Origin of the sequence: Bacillus cereus group sp. BfR-BA-01355, assembly GCF_022663675.1 — a bacterium.
Classification (GTDB): Bacteria; Bacillota; Bacilli; order Bacillales; family Bacillaceae_G; genus Bacillus_A; species Bacillus_A thuringiensis_S.
Window position 1 is genome coordinate 18,357 of sequence record NZ_JAKUFY010000042.1, and the last position, 17,720, is coordinate 36,076.

Below are 17,720 nucleotides of genomic sequence, written 5' to 3' on the forward strand. Positions count from 1 at the left end.
ATCGACCTCCTGATTCCAGACATACTCTATTGAAAGCTTATTCAGCCTCGTCCAAAAAAATGCTATAATTAACTTTTAGTTAGAAAGGAGTGTTCATTAATGGCATTCGATGGATTATTTACAAGAGCGATTACACATGAAATTGAAAATTCTCTTTACACGGGAAGGATTTCTAAAATATACCAACCTTCAAAATACGAGATTTTATTACATATTCGAGCGAATGGAAAGAACCAAAAACTAATTCTTTCATCTCATCCTACATATGCGCGTATGCACTTAACGAATCAAAACTACGATTCGCCAGCAATACCGCCGATGTTTTGTATGCTTCTTCGTAAACATTTAGAAGGTGGATTTATTGAAAAAATTGAACAAATCGACTTAGAACGGATTATCCAAATTACAGTTCGCAGTCGTAATGAAATCGGAGACGAATCATTAAAAACATTAGTAATTGAAATAATGGGAAGACATAGCAACATTATCTTATTAGATACGAAAACAAACGTGATTTTAGATAGCTTAAAACACGTTTCATTAGCCGTAAACCGTCACCGAACTGTATATGCTGGTGCTGAGTACGTCGCGCCACCAGCCCAACATAAAATCAATCCTCTGCAAATTGAAACCGCAGATGATTTTATTAGACCGCTAGACTTTCTATCTGGAAATATGGATAAACAACTCGTCGGGGCTTTCATGGGAATATCCCCATTATTTGCACAAGAAGTAGTAAAGAAAGCCGGTATGGTAAACGAGAAAGCATTATCAGAAGCATTTTTCTCTATACAAACACCATTACTATCTCATGCATATACACCAGCAATGATTACTGCAAATGGAAAAGAATTCTTTTATCTTTTCCCTCTTACACACTTGCAAGGAGAAGAAAAAACATTCTCATCAGTGAGCGAATTGTTAGATCGTTTCTTCTTTGGCAAAGCAGAACGTGATCGTGTAAAACAACAAGCTCATGATTTAGAACGCTTTATGCAAAACGAAAAAAATAAAAACGAGAAAAAACTCATTAAACTCGAAAAAACACTGCAAGATGCCGGAAAGGCAGATAAATATCAACTATTTGGAGAACTACTTACAGCCAATATGTACGCTTTGAAAAAAGGGGATAAAGATATTGAAGTCGTTAACTATTACGACGAAAATAGCGGAACTGTAAAAATTACATTAGATCCTTTAAAAACACCATCTGACAATGCGCAACGCTATTTCCAAAAGTACCAAAAAGCGAAAAATTCAGTTGTTATTGTAGAAGAACAAATCGAAAAAACAAATGAAGAAATTCTTTATTTTGATAGCTTACTTCAACAAATGGAAGCTGCTTCTTCAAAAGATATTGAAGAAATTCGTGAGGAATTAGCTGAAGAAGGTTATGTGCGCAATCGCAAAACGAAAAACACAAAGAAAAAACCTACTAAACCAGTATTAGATAAATATTTAGCAAGTGATGGTACAGAGATTTTCGTTGGTAAAAACAATAAACAAAATGATTATTTAACAACGAAGTTTGCCCGCCGTGATGAAATTTGGTTACATACGAAAGACATACCTGGCTCTCACGTTGTCATTCGTTCTTTAGAGCCTGCTGAAGAAACTTTACTAGAAGCTGCCAAAATTGCTGCGTATTACAGTAAAGCGAAAGAGTCTAGCTCTGTACCTGTTGATTTCACCAAAATACGCCATGTCAAAAAACCGAGTGGTGCAAAACTTGGTTTTGTTACGTACGACAATCAGCAAACCGTATATGTAACACCGGACGCTGATACTGTAATGAAATTAAAAGCGTAAATACAAAAATGCGTTGCTAATAAGTAACGCATTTTTTATTTATTTTCAATTTAGTTGCTATATCCATTCCATATTGTCAAAAAAATTGACAGTATCATTTCACATTTGTATAAATTTTTTTACAGCATGTAAATAACGTACAAGTGCAATTTCAATCAATATTTCTTCATCCCCCTGCTATTTATTGAAGCAATCTGGATTTTATGAATAAACCGTCTCCCGCAAATGGCGGGCTATTTTTTTATCTCCTCTAAAATATATGTTTTCCCTACTATCCTTTCTTCAAATATACATTTTGGCACGCTATTTGCTTTATTCAATACTGTGAATAGGGGGAATTAACATGACTTTAAAAATTAATAAAATCCAAAATCAACTACAAAACTATGAAATTGACGGATTACTGATTACAAAAAAGAAAACCGTCAATACGCAACAAACTTTACAGGTAGCGCAGGCGTTGTCTTAATTGCTGCGCATAAAGCTATTTTCATTACTGATTTCCGTTACGTAGATCAAGCAAAAACGGAAATAAAAGCAGCAGAAATTATTATGCATAAAGGAAATTTAGAAGAAGAAGTTGCAAATCAAGTATCAAAATTAAACATTCAAAAACTTGGTATAGAAGACAATAATATGACTTTGCAACAATTTAAGAAACTACAAAAATATATACATACAGAAATGGTTCCAGTGTGTGAGATCATTGAAGATATTCGACTTATTAAAGACACATCTGAAATAGAAACAATGAAAATCGCAGCTACAATCGCTGACGAAGTATTTCACCATATTGTTACATTTCTAAAGCCTGGAATAAGCGAGACTGACGTTCGAGATGAGTTAGAATTTTTCATGCGAAAAAAAGGGGCTACATCTTCTTCATTCCAAATCATTGTAGCCTCAGGCGTTCGTTCTTCACTTCCCCGTGGAGTTGCATCAAATAAAATAATCGAACGAGGCGATATCGTTACATTAGACTTCGGTGCACTTTACGACGGATATTGTTCCGATATAACACGTACCGTAGCAATCGGGGAACCATCGGAAGAATTCCAAAAAATATACAATGTTGTACGAGAAGCGTTAAAGCGTGGGACTGAAGCAATTAAGCCTGGAGAAACTGCGAAAAGTATCGATGATATAACGAGGAATTACATTACAGAACATGGATACGGTCAATACTTTGGACACTCTACCGGGCACGGTCTTGGGTTAGAAATACATGAACCACTTCGCCTATCCTAAGAAAGCAAGACAACTTTACAAGAAGGTATGGTTGTTACAGTTGAGCCGGGCATTTACATACCGAACTGGGGCGGTTGTAGAATTGAAGATGATATTGTCATCACCAAAGGTGGTTATGACGTTATTACAAAATCAAATAGAGAACTAATTGTAATCCCTTGTTAATATTATGAAGGTTTAAACAAAACTTTTTTTTGCACATAGAATTCCTTCTCTGGAGTATTCATTTAAAGAGGGGGAATTTTAATTGAATTTTGTAATTGATAAATTGGAGGGTTTACATGTAGAATTTTCAAAGCTTGTTTCCATGATGAATTACGCTCGCTATACAACAATGCAAGCAGTGGAAAGTTTAACAATTGAAGAACTTGATTATTTATATGATAAGGAAGCAAATTCAATTGGCATGTTATTGTATCATATGGCTGCTATTGAATTTTACTACCAGATTCATACTTTTGAAGACCGTGAACCAACGGAGGCTGAATTAGAACGCTGGTTACCTGGCATTGAATTAGGCGATCTTGGACGTGAGAAAATAAAAGGAAACGCTATAGAATTTTACATAAATACATTACAAGAAGTACGTTCCAAAACAATCGAGACTTTTCAATCGTTACCTGATGAATGGTTATTTAAAACGACAGACTTTTGGTATGACAAACCAGCAAATAACTATTTTAAGTGGTTTCACGTTTTTGAAGATGAAATCAATCATCGTGGACAAATTCGTTTAATTAAAAAGATGCAAAAAGCTCATGCAGTAAAATGAGGAAATGCCACCGAATAAGGTGGCATTTTCTTTTATTCATTAACGAATAGCTTTTCGTTTATTATTTTAGTGACTACCACTATCAACATTAAAATGCATATTAAATATAGCATTTTCGCAATAAACAACCACCCTTGAAACATTACAATTCCATCTATTATCTCATTTCCTTTCCATAACAAAAACGGAATTGTGCTGATTATAATGACAAATTCGATGCTGAAAACCATTTTCTTTTTTCGACTATATGCTTTCCATTCATTCCAGCGATACATAGGTGCAAAAATCAATACTCCTATACATAATATAACTGGTACCCATTCACTTTTTAAAAATTGCCCTGAAATAACTGATAATAGTAAACAAACGAGCACACCATAATATCCTATTTTTTCTCTCATTCTTACTACCTCCATTCTATCCTCTCTTTAATATGTAACTCCATATTCTTATCGTGAACCTAAGAAAAATAACAACTACAATTACAATATAAAGACCTTTTGCAGAAAACATCCATTCTTGAAAAATAGACATTTTCTCCATCTGTTTCTGTCCTTCTATTAAAATAAACCCTATGAAAAATGAGCAAACAACAATGATACCTATCATAATTCCAATGCTTTTCTTACTATGTTGTTTCATGTCATCCCATCGGTATAACAGTATAAAAACAAACTCAAAAAGAGGGGTGATACTTATCCATTCATTGTTTGTAAATAGATTTAAAATGATTAATAGACTACAAGAAATAATAAATCCCCAAAAACCAATTTTTTTGCACATACGCCCTCCTCTAATTCCATTTTTAGGATTAATTGTATTGCATCATCCATTTTTTATTCTTACCATTACAGTACATGAAATTTCACTTTTTTTCTTTTCCTATACTCACATACTTTCACTGCTTTCATACAATAAACTACACGAATGCCTAAGGATGTGAATGTTATGGGAGTTGAATTAACGCTATTACACGCTCTCTATGTTATTTGCTTACTCACTATTATTACCTTTTTTATTCTCCGGAAAGATACGACGATTATTTGTATCGTTTTTATCTTTTTATTAGCATTAACTGCTACAAGTTCTATCCCTCTTGCCGTTAGCGGTATTTTTCAAAGTTTCATTTACGCTATTACTGAGCTATTACCAACTATATTAATTATCTCTATTATCGTATCAATGAGCAATCTACTCGTTCATACTGGCATAAATGATACGATGATTTCACCATTTACAAAGATGATTCGTACCCCTGCACTTGCCTACTGGATCATCGGCCTTTTAATGATGACAATTTCTTTCTTTTTTTGGCCTTCTCCAGCTGTCGCCTTAATGGGAGCTATTTTATTCCCCGTCGCTGTACGCGTCGGTCTTCCTCCAATTGGGGTTGCCATTGCTATGAACTTATTCGGACACGGCATCGCCTTATCTGGCGACTTCGTTATTCAAGGTGCACCGAAATTAACTGCAGACGCGGCTGGTCTTCCTGTTTCCAGCGTCGTTTCTGCCAGTGTTCCCCTCGTTATCGTGATGGGCGTTGTTACAACTTCTGTCGCTTTTTTCTTCTTACGAAAAGAATTTGATACAGGATTATCGTTGCAAGACTCCCCTGCATCAACGGAACCATCTAAAACTACTATGTTATTATCTCCTCGCATAAAGAAATGGCTCGCTATATGTATCCCTATCGTATATATCATCGATATCCTTTGCATGATTCAATTTAAACTACAAGGAAGCGATGCAACAGCACTTATCGGCGGAACGACTGTTATTATGATTATCATCATTTCCCTCATCGCCTACAAAGGTAATGGACTAAATAAAACAACCGATTATTTTATAGAAGGGCTCCAATTTGGATTTAAAATCTTTGGTCCAGTTATTCCAATTGCTGCACTCTTTTATTTAGGAGATAGCGGTTTTGTGAAAATTATCGGAGACTATTTACCGAAAGGTTCACATGGAATCATTAACGACTTAGGGATTGCCTTATCTCAAACTGTTCCTTTAAATCAATACGTATCGGCGGGAACATTAACTATCGTTGGTGTCATAACAGGATTAGATGGATCTGGCTTTTCTGGTATATCACTTGCTGGTTCAATTGCCAATCTTTTCGGAACAGCACTTGGGCATGGAACAGCTACATTAACAGCACTCGGTCAAATTGCTGCCATATGGACCGGAGGCGGGACTTTAATTCCTTGGGCGCTTATTCCTGCCGCTGCCATTTGTAAAGTGGATCCATTTGAACTCGCACGCCGAAACTTTTTACCAGTTGTGATTGGCTTAATTGTCACCACGATCGTTGCGATGTTTATTCTATAGCGTAAGCAAGTTTTCTCTTGCTTACGCTTTTTATTATGAAATCCAGTGACTTTCTAAAGGGATTATCTACATGTTAGCGAAGTTATATTAAGAGAATATTTATTTAAAAAACGTTTACGAGGAACAGATTACTTCCATTAGAAAAGGGGACATAACTATGAATGAATTGATTTTCGTCTTATTAATTTGTCCATTACTTATCTTTATCGTTTCTGTTATTGGAACACGCAAGACGAAAACGTATTACGTAATGCCGATTGTAACGTTTGCTAGTTTTTTAATAATAGGTGTTATCGCCTTCACTCCAAAATTCTTCTTTTGGGTTGGCATGTACAGCATCTTCTCATTTATTGTTTCTTATATGACTCTATTGTTTGTAAGAGGATATGAGCTTGCAGAAAGCGCTAAGTAGTTTTTAGTAGAAAGATTATAATATGAATTTTCTTTGATATCGATAGGACTTTACTTGAATTTTTAACAATGATAAAAAAGACGACTGCGTTCCCCCGCAGTCGTCTTTTTTTATGTTACGCTGTGATCCAAGCTTCGTCAGCTGGATTTTTACGCCACTCTTGTAATTTTTTCGTTTCAGCTTGTCCGATCATACCTTTTTCTGCTGCAACTTCAGTTAATGCACTGTAATCACTTAAAGAATATGATGCTACGTTAGCTGCTTCTAATTTTTCTTTTCCTGACTCTAGCTCGTATGTGAAGATTGATACGATTCCTAATACTTCACAGCCAGCTTCGCGAAGTGCTTCTACACACGTAATTGCACTACCACCAGTTGAAATTAAGTCTTCTACTACTACTACTTTTTGACCTTTTTCAGCTTTTCCTTCAATTTGGTTCCCTTTACCGTGACCTTTTGCTTTACTACGTACGTAGCACATTGGTAAATCCATACGACCGCTTACCCATGCAGCGTGCGCAATACCAGCAGTTGCTGTTCCTGCAATAACTTCTACAGTTGAGAAGTGCTCTTTAATTAACTCTTCTAATCCAGCTGCAATCGCTTGACGTACTTTTGGATAAGATAAAGTTAAACGGTTATCACAATAAATTGGTGATTTCATACCTGAAGACCAAGTGAATGGATCATTCGGTTGTAAAAATACTGCTCCAATTTCTAATAAATGCGATGCGATTTCTTTTTTCATACTGTTACACCTTCCCACTGTTGTTTTACTGTTTTATACGCTTCAAGCGGATTTTCTGCTTTCGTAATACTGCGTCCAACTACGATGTAGCTTGAGCCAAGTTCCCTTGCACGTTTCGGTGTTGCTACGCGCACTTGGTCATTAACATCATCACTTGCAAGACGAATCCCCGGTGTTACTGTTACAAATTCATTTCCGCATACTTCACGTAATTTTGGAACTTCAAGTGTTGAACAAACAACGCCATCAAGTCCACTGTCTTTCGTTAATTTTGCATAATGAGCAACCGCTTCTTCTAACGTTTTCTCAATGCCAATCTCTTTTTTCATCATAGCTTCCGAAGTGCTTGTTAGTTGTGTAACTGCAATACAAATCGGTCTCTCTTTTCCTTCTTGCTTACCTTCCTCTAATCCCTCAATCGCAGCTTTCATCATGCTACTTCCCCCAGCAGCATGAACATTTACCATATCAACATCTAGACTAGCTAGGCTACGCATAGCGCTTTTTACTGTATTCGGAATATCATGAAGTTTTAAATCTAGGAAAATCTTATGTCCTTTTTCTTTTAAGTACGTAATAATTGCAGGGCCTTCTTTGTAAAATAACTCCATACCTACTTTGACAAATAACTCTTCCCCTTCAAAGTGGTGTAAGAATTGTTCTACTTCTTGTTTCCCTGGAAAATCTAGTGCAACGATTAACGACTGTGACATGTTTGCTTCCAGCTCCTTCCTTGACATTCCGAAATATGATCAAATCCTAATTCATCTAGTAATGCTGGTAACTCTTCAATAATTGTCGGACATACGAACGGATCGATAAAGTTCGCTGTACCTACTGCAACTGCGCTTGCGCCAGCGTAGAAGAATTCAATTACATCTTCCGCTGTTTCAATACCGCCCATTCCGATAATTGGAATGTTAACCGCTTGGCTTACTTCATGTACCATGCGAATTGCTACTGGCTTAATCGCAGGACCTGATAATCCGCCTGTACGGTTTGCTAAAATTGGTTTAGCTGTTTTTAAATCTAGACGCATACCAAGCAATGTATTAATCATCGTTAAACCATCTGCACCTGCATTTTCAATCGCTTTTGCAATTTCCACTATGTTTGCCACGTTCGGTGACAATTTCACGTATACAGGTACTTCAGAAACCTCTTTTACTCGCTTCGTTAAATCAGCAGCAATTTCAGGATTTGTACCAAAGGCGATACCACCTGTTTTTACGTTTGGACAAGAAATATTTAATTCTAGTGCATGGACATTAGGCGCTTTAGAAATTTCCTTCGCAACCGCTACGTAATCCTCAGCCTGTGAGCCTGCAACGTTCGCAATAATTGGAAGGTCAAATTGTTCTAACCATGGTAATTCCGAATTCATTACTTTGTCTAATCCCGGGTTTTGAAGTCCGATTGCATTTAACATGCCGCCTGGTGTTTCAGCAACACGAGGCGTTGGATTTCCATAACGTGGTTGTTCTGTCGTCGCTTTAATCATGATTGATCCTAGTACACTTAAATCGTAAAACTGTGCATATTCACGACCAAATCCAAAGCATCCAGATGCCGGTATAATTGGATTTTTTAATGATAATCCTGGTAATTCAACTTGCAATCTGTTCATAGTACAACCTCCCCGATTGGAAATACTGGTCCGTCGCTACACACCTTCTTGTAAGAATGTCCACTTGGATCTTCTTGTAAGTGGCATACACATGCGAAACAAGCTCCAATACCACAGCCCATACGCTCTTCTAATGAAATATATGCTTTTTTCTCTTTGTAACGTCCTTCTAATGCACGAAGCATCGCTAACGGGCCACATGAATAAAGAATGTCAAATTCGATTCCGTAATTATCAATTACATCTGTGACAAATCCTTTTGTACCGTGTGTACCGTCTACTGTCGCAACGTACGTATCACCAAGTTCTGCAAATTTTTCTTCATAGAAAACAACATCTTTCGTTTGAAAACCTAAGATGTGAATCACACGTACACCCTTTGCAACGAGGCGCTGTGATAATTCATAAAGTGGTGGTACACCAATTCCCCCGCCTACTAGTAAAGCTGTTTGACCAGCTTCTGCTTCTTCTACAGGAAAACCGTGTCCTAATGGTCCTAGTACATCTATCATTTCACCTTGTTTTCTAGTTGCTAATGTTTTTGTCCCTTGTCCTTCGGCACGATATAGCATTGTAAATTCGTTCTTCTCTTGATCTACATTACAAATACTAATTGGGCGGCGCAGAAGGGGCGCAATGCCCTCTGCTACCTTAATGTGTACAAACTGCCCTGGTTCGTTCATTTGCTGTACTAACGTTCCTTGAAGCACTAATTCGTAAATGTTTTTTGCGATTTCTTTTTGGTTAACGACAATCATATTTTGCTTTTGCATCATGCATGTACCACCTCGTGACGCTTTGTTTGCGTAATTTCTTTCATTGAATGAGCTGAGAATGTCATAGATTCCAATACTCGTAAGATTGCTCTCGTTGTATCAAGTGATGTTAAGCAAGCCACACCATTTTCTACTGATTCACGGCGAATGCGGAAACCATCACGCGCTGGTTGTTTGCCTTTTGTTAATGTATTGATTACAAACTGTGCTTTTCCTTGACGGATAATATCAAGTAAGTTATAGTCTTCAGAATCAATTTTGTTTACCACTTGCACTGGAATATTTTGCTCTGCTAACGATTGTGCTGTTCCAGCTGTTGCTAATAAGTTATAACCGATTTCGTGGAAACGTTTTGCAATTTCCATTGCCTCTTCTTTATCTTTATCCGCTACTGTGATGATTACTGATCCGTGCGTTGGGATGTTAATTCCAGAAGCAACTAATCCTTTGTATAATGCTTTTTCAAGCGTTAAGTCTTTACCCATTACTTCCCCTGTTGACTTCATTTCAGGTCCTAATGTTGTATCAACTGAGCGTAGTTTCGCAAACGAGAATACCGGCGCTTTTACATATACTTCTTTCTCTTCTGGGTGATAACCAGTTCCGTATCCTTGCTCTACTAAGTCTTGACCTAAAATAACTTTCGTTGCAACATTCGCCATCGGTACGCCCGTAATTTTACTTAAGAACGGTACTGTACGACTCGCACGTGGGTTTACTTCAATTACGTACACTTGATCTTTGAATACTACGAACTGGATATTTAGTAATCCAACAATGTTTAAACCTTTTCCAAGTGCAATTGTATGTTCAATGATTTGTTCTTTTAGTTTTTCAGATAAGCTTTGTGGTGGGTATACTCCAATTGAGTCACCAGAGTGAACTCCAGCGCGTTCAATATGTTCCATAATACCTGGAATGAATACATTCTCACCGTCTGAAATTGCATCTACTTCAATTTCTTTACCAACCATGTAACGGTCAATTAATACCGGATGCTCTGCATGAACTTTAACTGCATTTTTCATGTAGTGCAGTAATTCTTCTTGCCGATATACGATTTCCATCGCACGTCCACCTAGTACGTAAGACGGTCTTACTAATACTGGATAACCAATTTCTTCAGCGATTGCTACCGCTTGTTCTACAGTTGTTGCTGTTTTACCAACTGGTTGCGGGATACCAAGCTGTGTTAGAGCTGCTTCAAACTTATCACGATCTTCTGCGCGGTCTAAATCTTCAAGTGATGTTCCTAAAATTTTCACACCGTGTTCTTCTAATTTCGCCGCTAAGTTAATTGCCGTTTGTCCACCGAACTGAACGATAACACCTTCTGGCTTTTCTAAATCGATAATGTGCATTACATCTTCAATTGTTAATGGTTCAAAGTATAATTTGTCAGAAATACTGAAGTCTGTTGAAACTGTTTCTGGATTGTTATTAACAATGATTGCCTCATATCCAGCTTCTTTAATTGCCCATACAGAGTGAACAGTTGCGTAGTCAAACTCAACACCTTGACCGATACGGATTGGACCAGATCCTAGAACTACTACACTCTTACGATCTGTTCTAACCGATTCATTCTCGTCACCATATGTGCTGTAGTAGTATGGTGTTGCAGATTCAAACTCTGCCGCACAAGTATCTACCATTTTATAAACAGGAGTTATATTGCTTTCTTTACGCATATCGTAAATTTCACGCTCTGTTTTATTCCAAGCTGCTGCAACGTAGTGATCGCTGAAGCCCATTTCTTTCGCAGTTTGTAGTACTTCCATATTTCCTACATTCGCTTTTACTTCACGTTCCATATTTACGATGTTTTCAACTTTTTGTAAGAAGAAGAAGTCCATTTCACACCATTCGTTGATTTCTTCTTTCGTTACACCTTGACGAATTGCTTCTGCTACAATAAACAGTCGCTCATCATCAGCTTTTATAATGCGTTTTTTCATTGTTTCTTTATCAAGTTCTTTTAAATGCTCTAACTCTAAGTGATAAACGCCAAGTTCTAAAGAACGAACCGCTTTTAATAATGATTGCTCTAAGTTACGTCCGATTGACATAACTTCACCAGTTGCCTTCATTTGTGTACCCAGTGTTCTGTTTGCTGATTCAAACTTATCAAATGGCCAGCGCGGAATTTTTGAAACGACATAGTCTAATGCTGGCTCGAAGCAAGCGTATGTTTTTTGTGTTACTGGATTTATAATTTCATCTAATGTTAGACCGACTGCAATTTTTGCCGCTAGCTTCGCAATTGGATATCCAGTTGCTTTAGATGCTAGTGCAGATGAACGACTTACACGCGGGTTTACTTCGATTACATAGTATTGGAAGCTATGTGGATCAAGTGCAAGCTGAACGTTACATCCACCTTCAATTCCTAATGCACGAATAATTCGTAATGAAGTGTTTCGTAACATTTGATATTCACGGTCACTTAATGTTTGGCTCGGTGCTACTACGATAGAATCACCTGTGTGAACTCCAACTGGATCGATATTTTCCATATTACATACTACAATCGCGTTATCATTTGAATCACGCATTACTTCATATTCAATTTCCTTACAACCAGCAATGCTCTTTTCTAATAAACATTGTGTTACTGGACTATGTTTTAATCCACCTGATACGATTTCAATTAGTTCTTCTTCATTACTACAGATTCCGCCACCTGTTCCCCCCATTGTAAATGCTGGGCGAACAATAACTGGATATCCAATTTCTTTTACAAATTCATGTGCTTCTTCTAGCGTATGAATGATGGTACTAGATGGAATTGGTTCATTTAATTCCTGCATTAATGTACGGAATAAATCACGATCCTCCGCTTGCTCAATTGCTGATAATTTCGTTCCTAAAATTTCAACTCCACACTCTTCAAGTATGCCTGATTTCGCAAGTTCAACAGCCATGTTTAAACCTGTTTGACCACCTAATGTTGGTAAGATTGCATCTGGACGTTCTTTACGAATGATACGGCTTACGAATTCTAGTGTTAATGGTTCTATATATACTTTATCTGCTGTTGCAGTATCTGTCATAATTGTTGCTGGGTTAGAGTTAACAAGGATTACTTTGTAACCTTCTTCTCTAAGAGATTGACAAGCTTGTGTACCAGAGTAGTCAAACTCTGCTGCTTGCCCAATTACAATTGGTCCTGATCCGATTACTAAAATTGTGTTAATGTCTAGGCGTTTTGGCATAACTCTTCCCCTTCTTTCTTGAAGTTTTCAATCATTTCTAAGAAATCTTCGAATAAATCATTTGCATCTTCTGGTCCTGCTGAAGCTTCTGGATGGTATTGCACTGTAAATGCTGGGAACTTCGTATGACGAAGACCTTCTACTGTTCCATCATTTAAAGCGACATGTGTAATTTCAAGTTCTGTATTTTTAACTGATTCTTCTTCTACTGCGTAACCATGATTTTGAGATGTAATTGCTACTTTTCCAGTTGCAAGATGTTTTACTGGATGGTTTAAACCACGGTGACCGAATTTTAACTTACTTGTATTCGCACCAGATGCTAGAGCGAATAGTTGATGTCCTAAGCAAATTCCGAATAAAGGAACTTTACCGATAATGTCTTTTAACATTTCAATTGCTTCTGGTACATCTTTCGGATCTCCAGGTCCGTTACTTAACATAATTCCATCTGGGCTAAGGCGTAAAATTTCTTCTGCTGTTGTATTGTAAGGTACTACAATTACATCACAGTCACGTTTGTTTAATTCTCGTAAAATACCATGTTTCATTCCGAAGTCTACAAGTACAACTCGGTGTCCACGGCCTGGGCTTGGGTATGGATCTTTCGTTGATACGCGTTTCACGTGATCTGTAAATACTGTCGCTTTTAATTGGCTCACGATGTATTCTACATCTGCATCCATGTTACATAGACGTCCACGTAATGTACCGTATTGACGAATTTTTCTCGTTAATTTTCTTGTATCAATTCCTGCTAACCCTGGGATATTTCTTTCTTTTAAGTAATCATTTAACGAAATTTCATTACGGAAGTTTGATGGGTGATCACAAATTTCGTTTACGATTAAGCCATTTACAGATGGGTGAATCGATTCAAAATCGTCACGGTTAATGCCGTAGTTTCCGATTAATGGGTACGTGAATGTTACGATTTGACCGCAATATGATGGATCAGATAATGTTTCTTGATATCCAGTCATTCCTGTTGTAAATACAACCTCACCTGACTTTTCAATTTCGCCTCCGAAACCTTTTCCAATTAATACTGTTCCATCTTCTAAGATAAGTTGTCTTTTCATACTAATGCACTCTCCTTTTGCCATGCGATCTTACCACCAACGATTGTCATTACCGGCCATCCTTGGCATTTCCAACCTGCGAATGGTGTATTTTTTCCTTTTGATAAGAATGTTGTTGGGTCAATCTCTTCTTCTTGTTCTAAATCAATGATTGTAATATCAGCTGTTCTACCTTCTTTCAGGCGACCTGCTTCTAAGCCGAATGTATCAGCTGGCTTTTCTGTTAAGAATTGAATTAACTGCTCTAATGTAATAATTCCTTTTTTCACAAGGTTTGTGTATAGAAGTGGGAATGCTGTTTCAAAACCAGTAATTCCGAATGGCGCTCTTTCAATTCCTTGTGCTTTCTCTTCCGCTGTATGCGGTGCATGGTCAGTTGCGATCATATCGATCGTTCCATCTAGTAATCCTTCAATTAATGCTGCATGGTCTTCTTTTCCACGAAGCGGTGGGTTCATTTTAAAGTTAGGATCAACTGATGGGATATCATCTTCACATAACACTAGGTGATGTGGTGTTACTTCTGCTGTTACTTTAATTCCAGCTCGTTTCGCATCACGGATTACACGTACAGAACCTTTTGTACTTACGTGACATACGTGATAGTGACAATCTGCTGCTTCAGCAAGCAGTATATCCCTTGCAATATGTACAGATTCACATACTGATGGGATACCGTTTAATCCGTGTTTCTCAGAAAACTTCCCTTCATGTACACAACCTTTATTAATAAGCGTATTCTCTTCACAGTGCGCAACTACTGCCATATTTAATTTCGCTGCACGTTTCATAGCCGCTAACATCATGCTAGCATCTTGTACGCCTACGCCGTCATCTGTGAAAGCAAATGCTCCAAGTTCTTTTAATGTTTCGAAATCTGTCATTTCAGAACCAGCTTGACGTACTGTAATTGCTCCGTATGGTAGTACGTTGACATGCGCTTTTTCTTTAATACGTTTTTGCAGGTCTTCCATATGTTCTCTGCAATCTGGTACTGGGCGTGTATTTGGCATTGAGCAAATTGTAGTGAATCCACCTTTTGCCGCTGCTAGTGTACCTGTTTCAATTGTTTCTTTATGTTCACCACCTGGTTCACGAAGATGTACGTGTACATCTACTAATCCAGGTGCGATTAAATTTCCGTTCACTTCGATTACTTCAGCATTATCTGCCGTAATATTTTCTGCTACCTTAGCGATTTTACCGTCTTGTACGAGAAGATCTGTTGCTACGATTTTTCCTTCTTCATTCATATAACGACCATTTTTAAACAAGTAATTCATGTTTCATTCCTCCTAATACATTTGGTAAGGCGCGTTTTAGTACAGCCATTCTTACGTAAACTCCATTTTCCATTTGTTTAAATATGCGTGAACGCTCACACTCAACAAGTTCACTTGCAACTTCAACATCACGGTTTACAGGAGCTGGATGCATAATAATGCTTCCTTCTTTCATACGCTTTTCTCTTTCCACTGTTAATCCGTGTCTCTCATGATACTCTTTCATAATGTCTGTTTCATAATGATCATGACGCTCATGTTGTACACGAAGTAACATCATTACATCCACTTCTGGAACAAGTTCATCCAATGGTTTGTATGTTCCAAATGTGCTGTCTTCATCTTTCCACTCTTCTGGACTTGCAAAGTAAATTGTTGCACCCAGTTTCGTTAATGCTTCTGCATTAGAACGTGCTACTCGGCTATGACGAACATCTCCTACTATCGCAATCTTTAATCCTTCAAATCTTCCAAACTCTTGTTTAATTGTAAGAAGATCGAGTAGGCACTGCGTTGGGTGGTTTCCACATCCATCTCCAGCGTTTAAGATTGGGATATTTACCTGATCTTTTAGTTCATCGAAGTAGCGATCTTGCTCATGGCGGACGATCACCGCTTTTGTTCCGATTGATTCTAGTGTTCTTATCGTATCGTATAGAGTTTCTCCTTTTTGTACGCTAGATGCATCCGCTGAAAAGTTTAAAACATCTAGTCCTAATCTCTTCTCAGCAACTTCAAAGCTAAATCTCGTTCTCGTACTATTCTCAAAGAACAAGTTCGCAACAAAAGTTTGCTCTGTCGTTTTGCTCTCTTTTCCATTCGCGAAATCTTCTGCGTCTTTTAGGATTTCTGAAATTTCTACTTCCGATAATTCACTCATCGTTAACAAATGGCTCATCGTCATCCCTCATCTTTCTGATTTTTATGTTACCACTTTTGTATTTTTATAACAACATTTGTATAAAAATACCCTAGTCATGTAAGACTAGGGTGCAAGGAAGAAGCCACCCTTTTCTGTCTCACAGGACTGAATTAAAAGGTTATTATTATGAAGCAATCTGCTTAGGTTGTTTTATTTGTTTCGTTTCCGGTAGTAGTAGATTTAACAGTACACCTACAATTGCTGCTAGTGCCATTCCTTCTACTTGGAACGATTCTCCTACGTGAAGTACCGCTCCACCAATACCGATTACTAGTATTACTGATGCAATCATTAAGTTTCGTTTGTCACTTAAATCTGTTTTATCATCTACCATCATGCGTAATCCGCTTGATGCAATTACACCGAATAGTAAGATTGATACCCCACCCATAACTGGTGTTGGGATCGAATGAATCAGCGCAGAAATCTTACCGATAAATCCGAACATGATTGCGAATACTGCTGAACCGATGAATAAGTATACACTGTATGCTCTCGTAATTGCTAGCACACCGATGTTTTCACCATACGTTGTATTCGGTGGCCCGCCGATTAGTGATGCGATTAATGTTGCTACTCCGTCACCGAAGATCGAACGGTGTAAACCTGGTTTTTCAATTAAATCTCTTTTAATAACATTTCCAAGTACAATTTGATGTCCGATATGTTCTGATATTGTTACTAGTGCAACTGGTACCATCAAGAGTACAATCTTCCATGAAAACTCTGGTGTGTATGTGACAAATGGTACTGTGAAATCTGGTACAACAAACCATTTTGCCTCAGCTACCGGCTTTAAGTCTACTAGCCCTTGGAAGTAAGCGAAGATATATCCGCCGATAATGCCAAGTAACACTGGTATGATACTGAAAAATCCTCTTCCGAATATCGAGCATATAATTGTAATTGCTAATGTTACTAATGCTACTGAAAAGTGTATAAAGCTATATTTGCCATCCGCACCGTTCATCGCCATATTAACTGCTGTATGTGCTAACGCTAAACCGATTACCATTACTACCGGTCCAACTACGATTGGCGGAAGTAATTTCATAATCCACTCTGATCCTGATTTCTTAATTCCGAGTGAGATTAAGATGTACACAAGCCCTGCTAGCAAACCACCAAGCATTGCTGCTCCCGGTCCACCTGCCGTTTTCGCTGTTATAATCGGTGCGATAAAGGCGAATGATGATCCTAGATAGGCAGGTACTTGACCTTTCGTTATAAGAAGAAACGCTAACGTTCCTAATCCACTTGATATTAATGCTACTGATGGATTCAATCCTGTTAAAAACGGAACAAGCACTGTTGATCCAAACATCGCGAACAAATGTTGTATACTCAAAAATAACCATTTTCCCGGTTTCGGTACTTCATTAACGTCTAACACTGGCTTTTGTTCCATTGTTACATCCTCCTTCAGTTTAAATCTTTGCAATAAAAAAACTCTTTGTGCCTGTGCACAAAGAGTCCTACACTTTCGTATGCC

General features: G+C 37.7%; 15 protein-coding genes and 1 pseudogene. 5 read left to right on the forward strand and 11 right to left on the reverse strand.

What is annotated here, in order from left to right; translation table 11 throughout:
• Window positions 1-99 precede the first annotated feature (99 nt).
• The 3 genes and pseudogenes from MR167_RS15905 (at window position 100) to MR167_RS15915 (ending at window position 3,829) form a co-directional block, all read left to right on the forward strand.
• Complete coding sequence (locus tag MR167_RS15905; RefSeq protein ID WP_242314977.1) at window positions 100-1,809, forward strand: Rqc2 family fibronectin-binding protein; 1,710 nt, start codon at window positions 100-102, stop codon at window positions 1,807-1,809.
• A 343-nt stretch (window positions 1,810-2,152) separates the two neighbouring features.
• Window positions 2,153-3,222 (forward strand): annotated as a pseudogene (locus MR167_RS15910) (M24 family metallopeptidase).
• Between the two features lie 82 nt (window positions 3,223-3,304).
• Window positions 3,305-3,829: a DinB family protein gene (locus MR167_RS15915; protein ID WP_001012056.1), complete on the forward strand. Its 525-nt coding sequence runs from the start codon at window positions 3,305-3,307 to the stop codon at window positions 3,827-3,829.
• A 32-nt stretch (window positions 3,830-3,861) separates the two neighbouring features.
• On the opposite strand, the gene MR167_RS15920 is transcribed toward MR167_RS15915, so the two are convergent.
• Window positions 3,862-4,230, reverse strand: coding sequence for a YoqO family protein (locus MR167_RS15920; protein WP_086402779.1), 369 nt, complete (start codon window positions 4,228-4,230; stop codon window positions 3,862-3,864).
• A 16-nt stretch (window positions 4,231-4,246) separates the two neighbouring features.
• Entirely contained in the window at window positions 4,247-4,645 is a 399-nt protein-coding gene (locus tag MR167_RS15925; RefSeq protein ID WP_374058730.1) for a YoqO family protein, read from the reverse strand.
• A 132-nt stretch (window positions 4,646-4,777) separates the two neighbouring features.
• On the opposite strand from MR167_RS15925, the gene MR167_RS15930 reads away from it, so the two are divergent.
• Window positions 4,778-6,163 (forward strand): hypothetical protein, encoded by a 1,386-nt coding sequence (locus MR167_RS15930; RefSeq protein WP_086402771.1) that lies wholly within the window; start codon window positions 4,778-4,780, stop codon window positions 6,161-6,163.
• Window positions 6,164-6,320: 157 nt separating this feature from the next.
• Window positions 6,321-6,575 carry a YbeF family protein gene (locus MR167_RS15935; RefSeq protein WP_001003933.1) on the forward strand — a complete coding sequence of 85 codons (255 nt, stop codon included), beginning with the start codon at window positions 6,321-6,323 and terminating at the stop codon, window positions 6,573-6,575.
• 115 nt (window positions 6,576-6,690) lie between these two features.
• Here the strand turns inward: MR167_RS15935 and pyrE are convergent, their stop codons facing one another.
• From pyrE to uraA, 9 genes are all read right to left on the reverse strand, one after another.
• Window positions 6,691-7,323: an orotate phosphoribosyltransferase gene (gene pyrE, locus MR167_RS15940; protein WP_242314978.1), complete on the reverse strand. Its 633-nt coding sequence runs from the start codon at window positions 7,321-7,323 to the stop codon at window positions 6,691-6,693.
• Window positions 7,320-8,036, reverse strand: coding sequence for an orotidine-5'-phosphate decarboxylase (gene pyrF / locus MR167_RS15945; RefSeq protein WP_000083509.1), 717 nt, complete (start codon window positions 8,034-8,036; stop codon window positions 7,320-7,322). The genes pyrE and pyrF overlap by 4 nt, the downstream gene beginning before the upstream one ends.
• Window positions 8,021-8,950 carry a dihydroorotate oxidase B catalytic subunit gene (pyrD, locus tag MR167_RS15950; protein WP_001081049.1) on the reverse strand — a complete coding sequence of 310 codons (930 nt, stop codon included), beginning with the start codon at window positions 8,948-8,950 and terminating at the stop codon, window positions 8,021-8,023. The genes pyrF and pyrD overlap by 16 nt, the downstream gene beginning before the upstream one ends.
• Window positions 8,947-9,726: a dihydroorotate oxidase B electron transfer subunit gene (gene pyrK / locus MR167_RS15955; RefSeq protein WP_000983355.1), complete on the reverse strand. Its 780-nt coding sequence runs from the start codon at window positions 9,724-9,726 to the stop codon at window positions 8,947-8,949. The genes pyrD and pyrK overlap by 4 nt, the downstream gene beginning before the upstream one ends.
• Entirely contained in the window at window positions 9,723-12,941 is a 3,219-nt protein-coding gene (gene carB / locus MR167_RS15960) for a carbamoyl-phosphate synthase large subunit (protein ID WP_001126139.1), read from the reverse strand. The genes pyrK and carB overlap by 4 nt, the downstream gene beginning before the upstream one ends.
• Window positions 12,926-14,023, reverse strand: coding sequence for a carbamoyl phosphate synthase small subunit (locus MR167_RS15965; protein ID WP_000828669.1), 1,098 nt, complete (start codon window positions 14,021-14,023; stop codon window positions 12,926-12,928). The genes carB and MR167_RS15965 overlap by 16 nt, the downstream gene beginning before the upstream one ends.
• A complete protein-coding gene (gene pyrC, locus MR167_RS15970) occupies window positions 14,020-15,306 on the reverse strand; it encodes a dihydroorotase (protein WP_001108387.1) in 1,287 nt (428 codons plus the stop codon). Before pyrC ends, MR167_RS15965 begins: the two co-directional genes overlap by 4 nt.
• Window positions 15,290-16,204, reverse strand: coding sequence for an aspartate carbamoyltransferase (gene pyrB / locus MR167_RS15975; protein ID WP_000018846.1), 915 nt, complete (start codon window positions 16,202-16,204; stop codon window positions 15,290-15,292). Before pyrB ends, pyrC begins: the two co-directional genes overlap by 17 nt.
• Window positions 16,205-16,352: 148 nt before the next feature.
• Complete coding sequence (gene uraA, locus MR167_RS15980) at window positions 16,353-17,636, reverse strand: uracil permease (RefSeq protein ID WP_000435925.1); 1,284 nt, start codon at window positions 17,634-17,636, stop codon at window positions 16,353-16,355.
• Window positions 17,637-17,720: the final 84 nt, after the last annotated feature.

Excerpts from the sequence above, each read along its gene's own strand:
- MR167_RS15905 (WP_242314977.1), top strand. The coding sequence starts at position 100 with ATGGCATTCGATGGATTATTTACAAGAGCGATTACACATGAAATTGAA.
- carB (WP_001126139.1), bottom strand. The coding sequence starts at position 12,941 with ATGCCAAAACGCCTAGACATTAACACAATTTTAGTAATCGGATCAGGA.
- pyrK (WP_000983355.1), bottom strand. The coding sequence starts at position 9,726 with ATGATGCAAAAGCAAAATATGATTGTCGTTAACCAAAAAGAAATCGCA.
- pyrD (WP_001081049.1), bottom strand. The coding sequence starts at position 8,950 with ATGAACAGATTGCAAGTTGAATTACCAGGATTATCATTAAAAAATCCA.
- MR167_RS15935 (WP_001003933.1), top strand. The coding sequence starts at position 6,321 with ATGAATGAATTGATTTTCGTCTTATTAATTTGTCCATTACTTATCTTT.
- MR167_RS15930 (WP_086402771.1), top strand. The coding sequence starts at position 4,778 with ATGGGAGTTGAATTAACGCTATTACACGCTCTCTATGTTATTTGCTTA.
- MR167_RS15965 (WP_000828669.1), bottom strand. The coding sequence starts at position 14,023 with ATGAAAAGACAACTTATCTTAGAAGATGGAACAGTATTAATTGGAAAA.
- pyrC (WP_001108387.1), bottom strand. The coding sequence starts at position 15,306 with ATGAATTACTTGTTTAAAAATGGTCGTTATATGAATGAAGAAGGAAAA.
- pyrE (WP_242314978.1), bottom strand. The coding sequence starts at position 7,323 with ATGAAAAAAGAAATCGCATCGCATTTATTAGAAATTGGAGCAGTATTT.
- MR167_RS15920 (WP_086402779.1), bottom strand. The coding sequence starts at position 4,230 with ATGAGAGAAAAAATAGGATATTATGGTGTGCTCGTTTGTTTACTATTA.
- pyrB (WP_000018846.1), bottom strand. The coding sequence starts at position 16,204 with ATGAGCCATTTGTTAACGATGAGTGAATTATCGGAAGTAGAAATTTCA.
- pyrF (WP_000083509.1), bottom strand. The coding sequence starts at position 8,036 with ATGTCACAGTCGTTAATCGTTGCACTAGATTTTCCAGGGAAACAAGAA.
- uraA (WP_000435925.1), bottom strand. The coding sequence starts at position 17,636 with ATGGAACAAAAGCCAGTGTTAGACGTTAATGAAGTACCGAAACCGGGA.